General features: G+C 70.2%; 10 protein-coding genes and 1 tRNA gene. 5 read left to right on the top strand and 6 right to left on the bottom strand.

Annotated features, from left to right (window positions below; all coding sequences use genetic code 11):
• Positions 1-768 precede the first annotated feature (768 nt).
• Positions 769-850, bottom strand: a tRNA-Leu gene (locus NWFMUON74_RS28065).
• A 385-nt stretch (positions 851-1,235) separates the two neighbouring features.
• On the opposite strand from NWFMUON74_RS28065, the gene NWFMUON74_RS28060 reads away from it, so the two are divergent.
• Both NWFMUON74_RS28060 and acpS read left to right on the top strand, forming a co-directional pair.
• Complete coding sequence (locus tag NWFMUON74_RS28060) at positions 1,236-10,625, top strand: type I polyketide synthase (RefSeq protein WP_187684752.1); 9,390 nt, start codon at positions 1,236-1,238, stop codon at positions 10,623-10,625.
• A gap of 246 nt (positions 10,626-10,871) precedes the next feature.
• Complete coding sequence (gene acpS, locus NWFMUON74_RS28055; protein ID WP_187684751.1) at positions 10,872-11,294, top strand: holo-ACP synthase AcpS; 423 nt, start codon at positions 10,872-10,874, stop codon at positions 11,292-11,294.
• Positions 11,295-11,303: 9 nt separating this feature from the next.
• On the opposite strand, the gene NWFMUON74_RS28050 is transcribed toward acpS, so the two are convergent.
• Positions 11,304-11,990 carry a TetR/AcrR family transcriptional regulator gene (locus NWFMUON74_RS28050; protein WP_187684750.1) on the bottom strand — a complete coding sequence of 229 codons (687 nt, stop codon included), beginning with the start codon at positions 11,988-11,990 and terminating at the stop codon, positions 11,304-11,306.
• 173 nt (positions 11,991-12,163) lie between these two features.
• Here NWFMUON74_RS28050 and NWFMUON74_RS28045 point away from each other — a divergent pair, with 173 nt between their 5' ends.
• Positions 12,164-13,429 (top strand): DUF7159 family protein, encoded by a 1,266-nt coding sequence (locus NWFMUON74_RS28045; protein ID WP_187684749.1) that lies wholly within the window; start codon positions 12,164-12,166, stop codon positions 13,427-13,429.
• A gap of 55 nt (positions 13,430-13,484) precedes the next feature.
• On the opposite strand, the gene bcp is transcribed toward NWFMUON74_RS28045, so the two are convergent.
• Positions 13,485-13,955, bottom strand: coding sequence for a thioredoxin-dependent thiol peroxidase (bcp, locus tag NWFMUON74_RS28040; protein WP_187684748.1), 471 nt, complete (start codon positions 13,953-13,955; stop codon positions 13,485-13,487).
• A gap of 110 nt (positions 13,956-14,065) precedes the next feature.
• Between bcp and NWFMUON74_RS28035 the strand changes: the two genes are divergently transcribed.
• Positions 14,066-14,290, top strand: a complete 225-nt coding sequence (locus NWFMUON74_RS28035; protein WP_187684747.1) for a DUF3618 domain-containing protein — start codon at positions 14,066-14,068, stop codon at positions 14,288-14,290.
• 79 nt (positions 14,291-14,369) lie between these two features.
• Here NWFMUON74_RS28035 and NWFMUON74_RS28030 read toward each other — a convergent pair whose 3' ends face one another.
• Together NWFMUON74_RS28030 and NWFMUON74_RS28025 are read right to left on the bottom strand one after the other, a co-directional pair.
• Positions 14,370-14,684, bottom strand: a complete 315-nt coding sequence (locus NWFMUON74_RS28030; RefSeq protein WP_187684746.1) for an excalibur calcium-binding domain-containing protein — start codon at positions 14,682-14,684, stop codon at positions 14,370-14,372.
• A 129-nt stretch (positions 14,685-14,813) separates the two neighbouring features.
• Positions 14,814-15,791: a pirin family protein gene (locus tag NWFMUON74_RS28025; protein ID WP_187684745.1), complete on the bottom strand. Its 978-nt coding sequence runs from the start codon at positions 15,789-15,791 to the stop codon at positions 14,814-14,816.
• A gap of 59 nt (positions 15,792-15,850) precedes the next feature.
• Between NWFMUON74_RS28025 and NWFMUON74_RS28020 the strand changes: the two genes are divergently transcribed.
• Positions 15,851-16,318, top strand: a complete 468-nt coding sequence (locus NWFMUON74_RS28020; protein WP_187684744.1) for a MarR family winged helix-turn-helix transcriptional regulator — start codon at positions 15,851-15,853, stop codon at positions 16,316-16,318.
• Between the two features lie 43 nt (positions 16,319-16,361).
• Here NWFMUON74_RS28020 and NWFMUON74_RS28015 read toward each other — a convergent pair whose 3' ends face one another.
• The gene (locus NWFMUON74_RS28015; protein ID WP_232110639.1) at positions 16,362-17,402 is read right to left on the bottom strand and encodes a crotonase/enoyl-CoA hydratase family protein; all 1,041 of its coding nucleotides are present in this window, start codon (positions 17,400-17,402) and stop codon (positions 16,362-16,364) included.
• Positions 17,403-17,430 lie beyond the last annotated feature (28 nt).

The following is a 17,430-nucleotide window of genomic DNA, read 5'->3' as shown; positions in this document are numbered from 1 at the left end:
CAATGCGCCTGGACTAGTGCTCACATGAAATATTCTTTGGCGCGTTGAATCCTGCCCAGTGCGGCCGGGCCGTGTTCACCAGGTCGATGGTTTCGGTGATGCCCAGGCCGTGGGCCTCGGCGTTGAGGACACCGACATTGAACCCCGTGCCGGGCGGCGTAGGTGGCGATGTAGCCCATGCCGATGACGGGCGGGGTGAAAGTCGTTAACCCGCGGGCGGATCGCGTAGGCACGCAGTGGCGCGTTGTTCGGGTTTGGTGATGTGGTCCGCTCAGTAGGACGCGGTGGCCGATGAGAAGCCCGACTCGGCGTCGCTGGCGGAATGGGATGCGGAAATAGCCCTCGGCGGTGACACGGACCGGGCCGTCAGGGGAGGGGCCTGCGAGCAGAAGGTCGTCCAGGGGCGGGATCTGCAGGTGCGTTCCCGGTGCCCATTCGAGTGCTGACATCAGATACCGGTCGAGGACTCGGCCGGCCTCGCCGAGTGTCGAGACGCCGAAGAGGATGTCGTCGTCGGGTCCCGGAGCCGGTTCCGGTGGTCCGGGCAGTGGTCCGCGGATCAGCTGTTCGAGCGTGGCCTGCGGAGGGAGCAGCGGTGGAATCATGGGCGGCCCCGTTCGCATCCGGTGGCCGGGCGGTTGTCCGCCGATCCCGGCGGACATGTCAGAGGTTGTCGCAGGTGGGTGCGCATTTTCCCAGGTCACCTCCGTGTGTTCGAGTGCGCTCGAACACACGGCACGCAGATCCGGCAGATTTGCCGGGAATCTGTGCGCGAGAGGGGACTTGAACCCCTACGTCCTAGGACACTGGAACCTAAATCCAGCGCGTCTGCCAATTCCGCCACTCGCGCGTGGTGGTACGACCGTCCAAACTCTACCGGGCTTGACCGCCATCATGAAGTTCCCCCGGGGTGTTTCGTACCCACGAGTAACACGACCTGGGATTATAACAATAGGGTAACGGCCAATGTGAGGGACCCTCAACTTTCCTACGGCGGTGTAACTGGCTCCACCAGCGGGTTCAAATATGAGGGAGGGTCATGTTTGGGATCGTTCTTGTACGGACGTACCGAAATACTGGGCGGTAGTGACGGTGACCGGTCGGCAAACGTGAGGATTTCCTCATGATTTGTGCGATCCTCGGGTTTCATCAGGTCCTCAGGGGCGAGGGACACCTGCGCATGGACAGCGGCCCCCACGAGGGACCAGCCGCCACGAGTAAGGAAGTCGAACGTCTTGACGATCAACGAGAGCACCGAGACCGGATCGAACGCCAAGATTGTTGGGGGAACTCCGGATACGGCGATCAAGTCGTCACTGCTGGACCGGCTGCTGGCCGGGGAGACGTACGCGCTGGCCTTCGGCGGGCAGGGCGCGCAATGGCTGGGTGAGCTGGAGGAGATCGGGCGCGACAGCGCGCTGGAACCGGAACTGACCGCCCTGGTGAACGAGGCCGCGGCCGTGCTCGCGCCGGTCGCGGAGCAGCTGCTGGTGGTGCGGCCCGTCGGCTTCGATCCGATCGGGTGGATGCTCGAGGACGACCTCGCCGACCTGGAGGGTGAGGTGTCGGCCGCACCCTCGGAGCAGGTGCTGCGTTCCGCCGCGGTCTCCATGCCGGGCGTGTTCCTGGCGCAGGTGGCCGCGCTGCGGGCGCTGCGGCTGCAGGGACTGGACCCGGCCGAGCACGCGCCGGTCGCGGTGGTCGGCCACTCGCAGGGCCTGCTCGCCGCCAAGGCCGCCGAGACCCACGGCGCGCGCGACGCCGAACTGCTGGCGCTGGCCCAATTGATCGGCGCCGCCGCGACGCTGGTGGCACGCCGCCGCGGATTGATTCCGGTGGGCGCGAAGTCGCCGATGGTCGCGGTGTCCAACGTCGACCCGGAACAGCTGCGCGCCGTCGTGGCCGAGGTCTCGCGGGGCGTGGACCCGAATGTTGCCGCGGTGGTGTCGATCCGCAACGGACGGCGTCGAGTCGTGTTGTCCGGCACCGTATCCCAGCTCGACCGGGTGCGGCAGCACTGCGCCCGGATCCACGACGAGCAGACCCGCGACCGGGACGCCAAGAAGCGTGGCGGCGCCGTGTTCGCGCCGGTGTTCGAGGATGTCGAGGTCGAGGTGGCGTTCCACCACCCGGCACTGGCCGACACGGTCGACCTGGTGACGGCATGGGCCACCCAGTGCGACATCGACACCGAGCTGGCCGCCGAGCTGGCGCGCGCGATCCTGGTCGACCCGGTCGACTGGGTGGAGATCGTCGACGGAGTGGTTTCGGCCGACGCCCACTGGATTCTGGATCTCGGCCCCGGCGATCTGCTGACCCGGCTGACCCAGGGCTCGCTGAAGGGCACCGGCGTCGGCGCCGTCCCGGTCGCGACCCGTCCCGGGCAGCGCAGCCTGTTCACCCCGGGCGCCGCGCCCGAGGTGGCCCCGGCGTGGTCGGCGTTCGCACCCCGGCCGGTGCGCCTGCCCAACGGCCGCGTCGTGGTCGAGACCTCCTTCACCCGCCTGACCGGCCGCTCGCCGATCCTGCTGGCGGGCATGACGCCCACCACGGTCGACGCGAAAATCGTTGCGGCCGCGGCCAATGCGGGCCACTGGGCCGAACTCGCCGGCGGCGGCCAGGTGACCGAGCAGATCTTCGCCGACCGGGTGGCCGAATTGCGGACGCTGCTGCACCCGGGTCGCGCGGTGCAGTTCAACTCGCTGTTCCTCGACCCCTACCTGTGGAAGCTGCAGCTGGGCGGCAAGCGGCTGGTGCAGCGGGCACGGTCGGCGGGCGCGCCGCTCGACGGCGTGATCGTCACCGCGGGGATCCCCGAACTGGACGAGGCCGTGGCGCTGATCGAGGAACTCTCCGAGGTCGGCATCACCCACGTCGCGTTCAAGCCCGGCACCGTCGCGCAGATCCGCGCGGTGCTGCGCATCGCCGACGCGGTCGGCGACTACCCGGTGATCATGCACATCGAGGGCGGCAAGGCCGGCGGTCACCACTCCTGGGAGGACCTCGACGATCTGCTGCTGGAGACCTACGCCGAGCTGCGCAACCGCGCCAACGTGGTGGTCTGCGTCGGCGGCGGCATCGGGACCCCCGAGCGCTCCACCGAGTACCTGACCGGCGAATGGTCTGTGGCACACGGTTATCCGGCCATGCCGCTGGACGGTGTGCTGGTCGGCACCGCCGCGATGGCGACACTGGAGGCCACCACGGCCCCCGAGGTGAAGCAGCTGCTGGTCGACACCCCCGGCACCCCCGACTGGGTGGGCGCGGGCACCGCGGTCGGCGGAATGGCGTCCGGCCGAAGCCAATTGGGCGCCGACATCCACGAGATCGACAACTCGGCCTCGCGCACCGGCCGCCTGCTGGACGAGGTCGCCGGGGACGCCGACGCGGTCGCCGAGCGGCGCGCGGAGATCATCGAGGCGCTCAACAGCACCGCCAAGCCGTACTTCGGCGACGTCGCCACCATGACCTACCTGGAATGGCTGGAGCGCTACGTCGAACTCGCGGTCGGCCTGGACCGCCGCAGGGACTTCGACTGCGGCAGCGACCTGGGCGAGGCAATCGCCGACGCCACCCGCTCGGTGTGGCTGGACATCACCTGGCGCGACCGGTTCGCGGAGATGATGCGCCGCACCGAATCGCGGCTGCACCCCGCCGACCGCGGCGAGATCGCGACCCTGTTCGGCGATGACGACGCGTTCGAGCAGCCGGTGCAGGCGATCTGCGCGTTGAAGGAGCAGTACCCCGCCGCCGCGAACACCGTGCTGCATCCGGCCGACGTGCCGTTCTTCGTCTCGCTGTGCAAGACCCCGGGCAAGCCGGTGAACTTCGTGCCGGTCGTCGATCAGGACGTGCGGCGCTGGTGGCGGTCGGACTCGCTGTGGCAGGCCCACGACCCGCGCTACTCCGCCGACCAGGTGTGTGTCATCCCGGGCACGGTGTCCGTCGCGGGCATCACCCGGGTCGACGAGCCGGTCGGCGAGCTGCTGGACCGGTTCGAACAGAACACTGCCTACGCGCTGATGCGCGACGGCGTGACGCCGAAGGCGGTCGACGGCCGCCGCCGCGTCGAGGTCGCCGCGGGCGCGATCGACATCGTGCTCGCCGCGCCGGATGTGCAGTGGGCCGGACGCACCACGGTCAACCCGATCCACCGGCTCGGTGATCTGAGCGAGTGGACCATGAACGGCAAGGGCGCCAAGCACCCGCCGACCGGTGCGACCCTGCGCGCCACCGAGGGCCCCACGAACGACCATGCGTACGTGGAACTTTCGGTGCCGCTGCCCCGCCCGGGTGGTCAGAGCCCGGAGACGGCGGCGAGCGGAACCACGCAGGGCTCCCACCCGGGCGAAAACGGGCAGGGCCGGGACGCGGTGCGCATCCGCATCACCGTGCCCGCCTCGGTCTACAACGGCGGCGCGCCGGTGATCACCGAGGACGATGCCGAGGCCGCCATGTCGGCGCTGCTGGCGGTCGCCGCCGGGCAGTCGCTGCCGGAGGTCAAGTCCGTCGACGGCATCCACGTCGCGCACGTCAACACGGCCTGGACCCCGGATCTGATCGCCGACCACGCCGGAGTCACCGGCTCCGGGCTGCCGCCGAGCCTGAGCACCATCGGCCGCACCGTGCCGGACGTGCTGGTGGGCGCGTGCTGGCCCGCCGTCTTCGCGGTGCTCGGTGCCGGTCGCACCGATGCGGGCGCCGCCGTCATCGAGGGCATGCTGGATCTGGTGCACCTCGATCACCGGATCGAACTGGTGGGTGCGCTGCCCGACAGCGCGGCGGTGCTCAGCGTGCGCGCCGAGTCCGCGTCGGTGCTCGACACCGACCTGGGCCGCGTCGTCGAGGTGAACGTCACCGTCGGCGTGATGCGCGATCACGGCCTCGAGACCCCGACCGTGGCGAAACTGGTGGAGCGCTTCGCGATTCGCGGCCGCACCGGCGCCGGTGAACTCACCGATCCGCCGCGCGCCGCGGGCACCGTCTCCGACTCCGCCACCGACACCCCGCGGCGCCGCCGCCGCGATCTCACCATGGTCGCGCCGCGCGCCATGGCCGCCTTCGCCGCGGTGTCCGGTGACCACAACCCGATTCACACCAGCGACAACGCCGCCAAGCTGGCCGGGCTGGGCAGCCCGATCGTGCACGGCATGTGGCTGTCGGCCGCCGCGCAGCACGCGGTGTCCGCCGTCGACCCCGAATCCCCGGTTCCCGCACGGACTCTCACCGCCTGGACCACCCGGTTCCTGGGCATGGTGCGACCCGGCGCCGAGATCGACGTGCGGGTCGAGCGGATCGCCGTCGACCAGGGCAGCGAGATCATCGAGGTCTCCTGCCGCGCCGCGGGCGAACTGGTGATGACCGGCACCGGCCGGCTCGCCGCGCCCAAGACCGTGTACGCCTTCCCCGGTCAGGGCATCCAGTCCAAGGGGATGGGCCTGGATGCTCGCTCGCGCTCCAAGGCGGCGAAGCAGGTGTGGGACCGCGCCGACAAGCACACCCGCGAGGCGCTGGGCTTCTCCATCCTGGCCGTGGTGCGCGACAACCCGACCTACCTCAAGGCCCGCGGCGTGGAGTACCGCCACCCGCAGGGCGTGCTGCACCTGACGCAGTTCACCCAGGTCGCGATGGCGACCCTGGGCGTCGCCCAGGTGGCCGAGCTGCGCGAGGCCGGGGCCTTCGTCGAGGGCGCGATGCTGGCCGGGCACTCGGTCGGCGAGTACAACGCACTCGCCGCGGTCGCCGGGGTGCTGCCGCTGGAGGCCGTGCTCGAGGTGGTGTTCCAGCGCGGCTCGGCCATGCACGAGCTGGTGCCGCGGGATGCCCAGGGCCGCAGCGACTATCGCATGGCCGCCATCCGGCCGTCGCAGATCGGACTGCCCGACGCCGAGGTCGTCGACTTCGTCGCGGAGGTCGCAACTCGTGCCGGTGAATTTCTCGAGGTCGTCAACCTGAACCTGCGCGGCTCGCAGTACGCGATCGCCGGCACGGTCAAGGGCCTCGAGGAGCTGGAGGCCGAGATCGAGCGCCGCCGTGCGGAATTCGGCGGCAAGCGGGCCTTCGTGCTGGTGCCCGGCATCGACGTGCCGTTCCATTCGACCGTGCTGCGCAAGGGCGTGCCGGAGTTCCGGCAGAAGCTCGAGGACCTGCTGCCGGAGAACCTGCACCCCGAAGTCCTTGCGGGACGCTACATTCCGAACCTGGTGCCGCGACCCTTCTCGCTGGAGCGCGAGTTCCTCACCGAGATCGCGGAGCTGGTCCCGTCCGAGCCGCTGGCCCGGGTGCTGGCCGACTGGGAGAACTGGTCCGCGCGCCCGAACGAGCTGTGCCGGGTGGTGCTGATCGAGCTGCTGGCCTGGCAGTTCGCCAGCCCGGTGCGCTGGATCGAGACCCAGGACCTGCTGTTCGGCGACCCGGCCGAGGGCGGGCTCGGGGTGGAGCGTTTCGTCGAGATCGGCCTGGCCGCGACGCCGACCGTGGCGAACCTGGCCACCAACACGTTGAAGCTGCCGCAGTTCGCCACCGCCAAGGTCGAGGTGCTCAATATCGAGCGCGAGGCCGGGGTGGTGTATTCCACCGACACCGACCCGGCTCCGGTGGAGGAGCCGGAAGAGGTTGCGGCCGAACAGGTCCCGGCCGCCGCTGCCGCTCCGGCCGCTGCCGCTCCGGCCCCGGTCGCCGCCTCCGGCGGTCCGCGTCCGGACGACATCCCGTTCACCGCCGCCGACGCCACCCGCGTGCTGATCGCCCTGTGGACCAAGCTGCGCCTGGACCAGATCGGCCCGGTGGACACCATCGAGAGCCTGTGCGACGGCGTGTCCTCGCGGCGTAACCAGCTGCTGGTCGACCTCGGCTCGGAACTGTCGCTGGGCGCCATCGACGGCGCCGCCGACGCCGACATGGGCGCGCTCTCGGCGACCGTGGAGCGCCTGGCCCGCACCTACAAGCCGTTCGGCTCGGTGCTGTCCGACGCCGTCGGCGACCACCTGCGCAAGGTGTTCGGCCCCTCCGGCAAGCGCCCGGCGGCCATCGCCGACCGTGTGAAGAAGGTGTGGGAACTCGGTGACGGCTGGGCCCACCACGTCACCGCCGAGGTGTCGCTCGGGACCCGCGAGGGCGCCAGCGTGCGCGGTGGCGACCTGGGCGGCCTGGTCTCGGGTGCGCTCGGCGACGGTGCCGCCGTGGACGCCGCGATCGACGCCGCCGTGCAGTCGGTGGCCGCCCGGCGCGGAGTCAGCGTCTCGCTGCCCGCCGCCGGTGGTGGCGGCGGCGCGACCGTCGACGCCGCCGCGCTGGGCGAGTTCACCGAGCAGATCACCGGTCGCGACGGTGTACTGGCCACGGCCGCCCGAGTCGTGTTGGAGCAGCTGGGGCTGGCCGAGCAGGCGTCCGCGCCGGAGGCCACCGACGACTCGCTGGTCGACCTGGTGTCGGCCGAACTCGGTTCGGACTGGCCGCGATTGGTCGCCCCGGCCTTCGACGGCCGCAAGGCGGTGCTGATCGACGACCGCTGGGCCACCGCCCGCGAGGATCTGGCGCGGCTGTGGCTCGGCGACGACGCCGACCTCGGTGAGCTGCCGGTCGACACCTTCGTCGGTGCGGGTGAAACCGTTGCGGCGCAGGCGAACTGGTGGCGGCAGCGGGCGATGGCGGAGGCGCGCTCGGTGCTCGCCGGGGTCTACGAGCGGATCGCCGAGGCGGCGCTGGACACCGAGCAGGCCGGTACCTGGTCCTCGGACATCGCCGTGATCACCGGAGCCAGCAAGGGCTCCATCGCGGCCGCGGCCGCGGGGCGCCTGCTCGGTGGCGGCGCGACGGTCGTCGTCACCACCTCCAAGCTCGATGACAACCGGCTCGGGTTCTACAAGCGCCTCTACCGCGAGAACGCCCGGCACGGCGCGGCCCTGTGGGTGGTGCCCGCCAACATGGCGTCCTACGCCGACGTCGACGCGCTGATCGACTGGGTGGGCAACGAGCAGACCGACAACGCCGGTGGCGCGAAGATTCTCGTCAAACCGGCGATGACGCCGACGCTGCTGCTGCCCTTCGCGGCCCCGCGGGTGGCGGGCGACCTGGCCGACGCCGGGGCCCGCGCCGAGATGGAGATGCGGGTGCTGCTGTGGTCGGTGGAGCGCCTCATCGGCGGCCTGTCCGGCCTCGGCGCCGACCACGACGTGGACGCGAAACTGCATGTGGTGCTGCCGGGTTCGCCCAACCGCGGCATCTTCGGCGGTGACGGCGCCTACGGCGAGTCCAAGGCGGCGCTGGACGCCGTGGTCGCCAAGTGGAAGGTGGAGAAGTCGTGGTCGCAGCGGGTCACCCTGGTGCACGCGCTGATCGGCTGGGTGCGCGGCACCGGGCTGATGGGCCACAACGATCCGCTGGTCGCGGCGGTCGAGCAGGCCGGTGTGCAGACCTGGTCGACCACGGAGATCGCCGACGAGCTGCTGAAGTGGTGCACCAGCCGCGCCCGCGTGGTGACCGCGTCCGGCCCGCAGCAGATCGACCTGACCGGCGGCCTGGCGCGCGCCAAGCTCGATCTGCCCGCGCTGGCGAAGGAGGCGGAGAACGCCGAAACCGACTCCGGCACAGCGGAATCGGCGTCCGCCGAGCGGACCATCGCCGCCCTGCCCACGCCGCCGACGCTGACCTCGGCGCTGCCGGTGCCCGAATGGGGCACGGTGACAGCCGATCTCACCGACATGGTCGTCATCGTCGGCGCCGGTGAACTCGGCCCCTACGGCTCGGCCCGCACCCGCTTCGAGATGGAGGTCTCCGACGAGCTGTCGGCGGCCGGCGTGCTGGAGCTGGCGTGGACCACCGGCCTGGTGACTTGGGAGAACGAGCCCAAGCCCGGCTGGTACGACGCCGAATCCGGTGAGTACGTGGACGAGTCGGAGGTGGCCGAGCGCTACCACGACACGGTCGTGGCCCGCTGCGGTGTGCGCCGCTACAGCGACGACGGCGCCATGGTCGACAACACCTCGCCGCTGCTGACCTCGGTGTTCCTGGACAAGGACCTGTCGTTCGTGGTCACCAGCGAGGCCGAGGCGCGCGCCTTCCAGGCCGCCGATCCGGAGCACACGATCGTCGCGCCGGTGCCGGATTCCGGTGACTGGCAGGTGACTCGCCAGGCCGGCACCGAGATTCGCGTGCCGCGCAAGGCGAAGCTGTCGCGCACCGTCGGCGGTCAGATCCCGCAGGGCTGGGATCCGACCAAGTGGGGCATCTCGCCGGACATGGCGAGTTCGGTGGACCGGGTGGCGCTGTGGAACATCGTCTGCACCGTGGACGCGTTCCTGTCCGCCGGGTTCAGCCCCGCCGAGCTGATGAGCTGGGTGCACCCCTCGCTGGTGGCCAACACCCAGGGCACCGGTATGGGCGGCATGTCCTCCATGCGGTCGCTGTACATCGACAACCTGCTCGGTGAGCCGCGCGCCAACGACATCCTGCAGGAGGCGCTGCCGAATGTCGCTCTGGCGCATGTGGTGCAGTCCTACATCGGCAGCTACGGCGGGATGATCCACCCGGTCGCGGCGTGCGCGACCGCGGCGGTGTCGGTCGAGGAGGGCGTGGACAAGATCCGGCTCGGCAAGGCCGAGGTCGTGGTCGCCGGTGGTTACGACGATCTCGGTATCGAGGGCATCGTCGGCTTCGGTGACATGTCGGCCACCGCCGACTCGGCCGCGATGAGCGCCAAGGGCATCAGCGACCGCTACTTCTCCCGGGCCAACGACCGCCGCCGCGGCGGATTCGTCGAATCCCAGGGCGGCGGAACGGTTCTGCTGGCGCGCGGTGACATCGCGCTGGAGGCCGGGCTGCCCGTGCTGGGCGTGGTGGCCTACGCGCAGTCGTTCGCCGACGGCGTGCACACCTCGATCCCGGCCCCCGGGCTGGGCGCGCTGGGTGCGGGCCGGGGCGGCGCGCAGTCGCGGCTGGCGGCCGAACTGCGCAAGCTGGGAGTGGGGCCGGACGACATCGCGGTGGTGTCCAAGCACGACACCTCCACGGCCGCGAACGATCCCAACGAGTCGGAGCTGCACGAGCGGCTCGCGGGCGCGCTGGGCCGGTCTGAGGGCGCGCCGCTGTTCGTGATCTCGCAGAAGTCGCTCACCGGCCACGCCAAGGGCGGCGCGGCGGCCTTCCAGCTGATCGGGCTGTGCCAGGTGCTGGAACAGGGCGTGATCCCGCCGAACCGCAGCCTCGACTGCGTCGACGACAAGATGGCCGAGTACCCGCACCTGGTGTGGGCGCGTGAGCCGCTGCGGTTCGGAGATCGGTTCGCGCTCAAGGCCGGTCTGGTCACCTCGCTCGGCTTCGGCCATGTGTCCGGGCTGCTCGCGGTCGTGCACCCGCAGGCATTCGTTCAGGCCATCGACCCGCAGCGGCGCGAGGAGTACCTGCGCCGGGCGCAGGAGCGGCAGCTGGCCGGACGGCAGCGGTTCGTCGAGGCCATGTGCGGCGGCGCTCCGCTGTACGAGCGGCCCGCCGACCGCCGGCTGGGCGCGGACGGCACGCCGTCGCGGCAGATCCGGCAGTTGGAGGCCGACATGCTGCTCTCGCCCCAGGCGCGCCTGGCGCAGGACGGCACCTACGTGACCGACGGCGGGCCCGCCTGCCGCTGAGCCCGAATCGACGGAAACCGCTGCCGCGCAGCCATATTCGCGGCAGCGGTTGCCGCATGCCACCCGGCGGGCGGACATCCCCGCGGTCCGTCTCCCGTTGTCGGTGAGGAACGGCTGCGCCGCTGGTATGTTGCAGCCGGATCGGTGATCGCCGTCACGAGCGGCGGTCGTCGTGTTCGAGTTCATTGAACGAACGGCGGTGACGCGGTCGCCGCGGTGCACAGACGGTTGAGGAGCTGCGACGCTGTGACCATCTTGGGGATCGGGCTGGACCTGGTGACAATTTCCGAGTTCGCCGAACAGTTGAAGCGAGCCGGAACCACGATGCTCCGGGAGAGCTTCACGGCGGGGGAGCGCCGCTACTGCGAGAGCAAGGGCACCGACCCCGCGCGCAGCTACGCGGCCCGCTGGGCGGCCAAGGAGGCGGTCCTGAAGGCCTGGGCCTCATCACGTTTCGCCCGCAGCCCCCAGATCGGCGACAACCCGTACCCACTCATCGAGGTGGTCAACGACGCCTGGGGCCGCCCCAGCATCAAACTGCACGGCCTCGCCGCCGAATTCCTTCCCCGGGTCCGGGTCCACCTCTCCCTCACCCACGACGGCGACACCGCCGCCGCCATGGTCGTCCTGGAAGACCCGGGCGAACTGGCGGACCTCATCAACTCCTGAGCACTCCGCCTACTCGTCGCGCTGCCCGCCCGTGCGGGACTCCTTCTCCGCCACGAGCAGATACGCGACCATGAGGCGCTTGAGTTCGGATACGGCGGCCTCGTGGCTCAGACCGTCCTGGACGGAGAAGTTCATCATCGAGTAGACGACGTGGACGAGGACCTGCGCCATCATGGAGCGGCGGGCGCGGGGCGTGCGGGGCATCAAGGGGCGCAGCATCTGCTGCACCACTTCGGCGAACTCCTTCTCGTGGATGGCGCCGGTGGCCCGGGTCGAGGGGGTGGACTGCATGGCCAGCCACACCTCGCGGCGGGAGGGGTCGGTCATCCACAGGTCGGCCAGGTGGTCGACGAGTTTGTTCATGTGGCGCAGCCAGTCCATCGACGGGATCTCGCCGTGGAAGTCGGCCAGTTCCTGCGAGACCGCGACCAGATCCTGGCGGTTGAGTTCGCACACGATGACGTACTTGTTGGCGAAGAACTGGTACAGCGTGCCGATGGGGACCTCGGCGCGGGCCGCGACCTCTTCACACGTGAACGATTCGAAGCCGACTTCCACCAGCAGTTCCCGGGATGCCTGCAGGAGGGCGTCGAACTTGCGTTTGCTGCGTTCCTGCGTGGGGCGGCGGCGGGGCATGAGTTCCCGCGGGTCGTCCTGCAACTCCAACGCGGGGTCCGCACGTCGGTTCGACCTCATTGCCGTGCGCGCTTCCACCACGTCACCAGGCTAGCGGTAGCGACACGCTGATGACACGCGGCGGCACCGAGTGTGTCCGGTTTGATTGCCGTTCATAACCCATCCGTACCAGATGTGGTGACGAACACATAACCGAGTGAGCGTCCATCGACCAGGCGGAAGGCTGATCAGTAGTGGCTCGATTAGTGGTGACATTCGGCGTTTCCACCGAGCGCGGCGCCGTGCAGGCGGTGGCGCTGCGCAACGGCCCGGACAGTCTGCCGGAGCGAATTCTGCACCATCGCACCCAGCAGATCCGCGGCGACGGCACACACGATCTGGCCCACGCGGTCGAAACCGCGCTGGCGGATCTCGACGCCGAACTCGGCGCCGACTACGAGGCCGTCGGCGCGGCGGTCACCTACCGCGACGCGGCCGAGCGCCGCGCGATCGTCACCGGCCTGGCCTCGGGCCCGTGGCGCACGGCGTCGCTGGTGTCGGCCAAGTCCGCGCATCTCGCACTGGCCCGTGCCATGACCTGGGTCGACGGCTTCGACCATCTGGTGATCTGCGAGGTGGTGCCCGGCTACCAGGGCTTCTCGCTGATCTCCCCGGGCCGCGACCGGGTGCTGGCCGGTCTGACGACGGCGGGTGGCGTGATCACCCGCGAGACGATGCGGCCCGCGGTCACGGCCGCGTGGGACCAGTTCGAGGCCGCCGGTGTCGAGCCCGACGCGGTGGTGCTGATCGGTTCCGCCGCCGGTGATACCGCCGTCACCTCGGCGCTGGGCGCCGGCTTCGGCGCCTCGATCGTGCCGTGCAAGGTGGCCGCGGCCGGATCGGCGATCGGCGCCGCGCTGGTGGCACAGCCGCCCTCGGCCGGTGCCGAGAGCGAGGCCCGCGCCCGGGTCTCGCGCGGCGCCACAGCCGTGTTCGCGGCGGCGAGCGTGCTGGCGGGCGGTCTGGTCGTCGGCGGCGCCTACCACGCGACAGGCACGTCGCGCTCCGGCTCCGAGCTGACCGATGCCCGGGTAGCGGCCCAGACCCACCGCGCGTTCCCCACACAGCGGCGGAGCGCCGAGTGGGGAGCCAGCGACGAATCCGCCGTCTCGGAGCAGGATCCCGAGATCATCACCGTCGACCCGGCCACCGTCAATTGGCGCTCCCGCCATTCCGATCGCCTCGGAGTACGGCAATTCGACTCGGAGTCATCCGATTCCGAGGTTTCGGAGGGACAGCCCCAGACGCTGCTGCACCACTCCGACGCGGAACCGGCGGCCACGGGCCCGTCCTCGGTGATCCCGGCCCCCACCGTCCCGGTCGGCGCCCCCAACGGCTCGCTGCTGTTCCCGGGCGAGGCCGCGCCGCCGCAGTTCGGCACCGCGGAATTCGGCAAGTGGTGGGACAACCACTGGCGCATGATGGTCCAGTGGGCGGCCCAGATGATGCCGCGCGTCTGAACGACGAAACGGCCCGGGACAGCATGTCCCGGGCCGTTTCGTCGGCAGCGGCGGACTACACCGACAGATCGCGGCGGAGCTTCGCCACGTGGCCGGTGGCGCGCACGTTGTACTGGGCGAGCGCGATCTTGCCGTCCTCGTCGACCAGGAAGGTGGAGCGCAGCACCCCGGTGATCTTCTTGCCGTACATGGTCTTCTCGCCAAAAGCGCCCCAGGCGGTGAGCACCTCGCGGTCGGGGTCGGACAGCAGCGGGAAGGTGAGCTTCTCGTTGTCGCGGAACTTGGCCAGCTTGGCCGGCTTGTCGGGGGAGATGCCGATGACGTCGATGCCCGCGCCGCCGAGTTCGGCGAGATTGTCGCGGAAGTCGCAGGCCTGCTTGGTGCAGCCCGGCGTGCTCGCGGCGGGGTAGAAGTAGACGATCACCTTCCGGCCGCGGTAGTCGGCGAGGGACACCTCCTTGCCGTCGGCGTCGGGGAGGGTGAATTCCGGCGCGGTGTCGCCGGGACTGAGTCGGTTCTCGGTCATGTCCAAGCACGGTAATCGACAGCGGTGACAACGGCGACGACTTCCCCGCGCCGGATAGACTCCTCCCCTAGCAACGCACGCCGACCGACGACGAATATCAGGAGACACTTGTGGCGAAGGAAACCGAGGGCATCGAGCGGGAGATCGAAGCCGCGCGCAATCGGCTCGCGAACACACTCGACGAACTCGCGGTGCGGGCGGACCCGCAGCGGATCGCCGACAACACCAAACAGGCCGTGGTCGCGAAGGTCAACGAGCCGAAGGTGAAGTACAGCCTGATCGGCGCGGGCGCGCTGGTCCTGCTGCTGGTGCTGGTGAAGGTCTTCCGCCGCTGAGCCCGGACACACGACACCCGGTGTGGCACGCTGCCACACCGGGTGTCGTCGTTTACGCGAATGCCGCTCTGAGAGCCGTTCAGACGGTCGGGCAGGCCATTCCGGTGCCGTCGGGGTCCAGGTGCGGGGAGTAGCCGGGCTCGCCGCGGAACAGCGGCGCCCGACCCGCGGCGCGGGCCTCGTCGCAGTTCTTGAAAGTGCCGCCGGCCGAGCCGGTCTGGGCGAGTCCCGAGGATCCGGTGGCGCCGATGACGTCATCGATGCCGGAGGAGCCGGTTCCGGCCGAGCCGGAGGGAACGAAAGAATCGGCGGAGGCCGAGGTGGAGAGCGTGATCGGGGCCGCGAGGGTGATCAGTCCCGCGCTGGCGGACACGATTAGCCTGCGAACGTTCATGTATTCCTCGATGTCTGATGGGTCGTCTGAGACGGGCCGGTCGGCACTCCCCGAGGGGCCGGACCGGGATCCGCGGAGTCTACTGTTCTGATGGCTCGGCGGATTGTCAACTGGGCGGCCGAGAGCCGCTTACTCGCCCAGTCGTCGCCCGGTCACGTGCTCGGCCGGAATGTGCCCCATCCGGCCCGCCTCGAAATCCTCGATGGCCTCGATGATTTCGCTGCGCGAGTTCATCACGAAGGGCCCGTATTGCACCACCGGCTCGCGGATCGGCGCGCCGCCGAGCAGCAGTACCTCCAGCGCACCGGACGGAGTGTGCTGGGCCTCGTCGGCGGTCAGGGTGAGCGCGTCGCCGGGGCCGAACACCGCGAGCTGTCCCTCGGTGAGCGGGCGGCCGTCGGCACCCGCGGTGCCGCTACCGGCGAGCACGTACGCCATCGCCGAGAACTCTTGCGGCCACGGCGTTTCCAGCCGTCCGCCGGGGCTGAGGGAGGCGTGCGCGTAGGCGATCGGGGTGTAGGTGGAGCCGGGGCCCGCGAAGCCGCCGATCTCGCCCGCGATGATGCGGACCAGCGCGCCGCCGTCGTGCGAACTCACCAGCGTCAGCTCGCCCGCGCGCAGGTCCTGATAGCGCGGTGGCGCCATCTTCCGCGCCCGCGGCAGGTTCACCCACAGCTGGATGCCGTGGAAGACCCCGCCGGAGATCACCAGCTCCTCGGCGGGCAGTTCGTCGTGCAGGATGCCGGAGCCGGCCGTCATCCACTGGGTGTCGCCCTCGCTGATGACACCGCCGCCGCCGTTCGAGTCGTGGTGCACCATCGTGCCGTCGAGCATGTAGGTGACGGTCTCGAAGCCGCGGTGGGGATGCCAGGGCGCGCCCTTGGCCTCGTAGGGCTCGTAGGCGACCGGGCCCATCTGATCCAGCAGGATGAACGGGTCGGCCTGGCGCAGCTCCGTGCTGGGGAACGGCCGGCGCACCTCGAATCCTGCGCCCTCGCGCTGCCGGTGCGCCGTGCTGATACCGCGGACCGGACGCTGCCGCGCGGTGTCGTCCGGCCGCGTGAGCCGCGGTAGCACCAGGATGTTGTCGACGGTGACGGCGGGCATCGGGACCTCCTCGATGGGTTGGTGTCCATGTCAACCAAACGACGGTTAGGATCATTCCCATGGTGCGATGGCTCGGCGACGCGGAACAGGCGACTTGGTCCGCGTACATCCGGATGCGGCAGCGCCTGGACGCGGCGATGGCGGCCGGGCTGGCCCGCGACGGGCTGTCGATGTCCGACTACGAGATTCTGGTGGCATTGTCGGCGGCGCCGGGCGGTTGCCTGCGGGCCAAGGAGCTGGCCGCCGAGATCTGCTGGGACAAGAGCCGCCTGTCGAAGCATCTGGGCCGCATGGACACTCGCGGCCTGGTGTCGCGCACCCCCGCCGCCGACGACGCGCGCGGCGTCCTGGTGCGGCTGACCGATTCCGGCCGCCGCGCCCTCGAGCAGGCCGCCCCCCACCACGTCGAGCTGGTGCGGCGGCTGTTCATCGACGACATGACCGAGGACGAGGCGAAGGCGGTCCGGTCGCTGGCCGAGAGAGTGATCGCGGGCGCTGAGCGCAGCACGGATATCGATCTCGGCTGAGCGGCGTTCTCCGGTCGTCCTGTACGGGTCGGGGATACAGACTCTATTCTTCTGCGCCCGAACCCTTCTCGAACTGTGCCCGCTTCCAGTCCCCGAACGGCTCGTCGCGCTCGCGCACGGCCTCGCGGAAACCCACGGTGGCCGAGCGCAATTGGAACGCGTAGCCCTCGCGGGTGTGACGGGAGATGCCGTCGAAGACCGTGCTGACCATGCCCGAGTTCGTCACGCCCTGCGCCAGCAGCGCGCTGTTGAGCGCCAGCTTCGCCATGATCAGCTGGTTGATCGGCACCTGCGAGATTCGTTGCAGCAGTTGCTCGGTGCGCTCGTCGAGTTCCGCGGCGGGACAGGACTCGACCGCCAGGCCCCATTCGACGGCCTGCTTGCCGGTCAGGCAGTCGCCGGTGAACAGCAGCCGCTTGGCGCGCTGATCGCCGAGACGATGCGCCCACATGCCCGCGGCGGGGATGCCCCACACGCGGGTGGGCGGGTAGCCGATCTTGGTGTCGTCGGCGCAGATGATCTGGTCCGCGAACAGGGCGATATCGGTGCCCCCGGCCACGGCGAAGCCGTGCAGTTTCGCCACGACCGGCTTGTTGGCGTGCAGCAGGCTGGCGAAACCGCGGTTGAACCGACTCATCATCTGGTAGTCGACCATGGGATCCCAAGTGCCCCAAGGATTGTGGTTGCGGGCCTGTACGGCGGGATCGACCACCGTGCCCGTGGTGGGCTGAGCCGCGCCGGTGGGGGAGAATCCGCCCTCGGCGAAGATCGACAGATCGTAGCCGCCGCAGAAGCCCTTGCCGCGGCCCGACACCACCATGACGTGTACGCGCGGGTCCAGATCCGCTCGCTCGACCGCGTGTGCCAGCTCGATCGGGGTGTCGGCGGTGATCGCGTTGCCGTGTTCGGGCCGATCGAAGGTGATCCGCGCGATGCGGCCGGTCACCTCGTAGGTCAGCGTGCGGTAGGCGATATCGGCCTCCGGCGCGGGAAGGCCGGCGTAGGGCGAGTCGTCGCCGCTGGTCGCGTCGTCGCGCCAGGCCGCGGGGCGGGTGCCGGAATGCTGTTCGTAGTCGGGTGCCACATCAAGGAGTGAACCCTTGTTCATTTCT

Source organism: Nocardia wallacei (genome assembly GCF_014466955.1).
GTDB lineage: Bacteria > Actinomycetota > Actinomycetes > Mycobacteriales > Mycobacteriaceae > Nocardia > Nocardia wallacei.
Note: the sequence above shows the minus strand (reverse complement) of the source record. Positions and strands in the feature narration are given on the sequence as shown.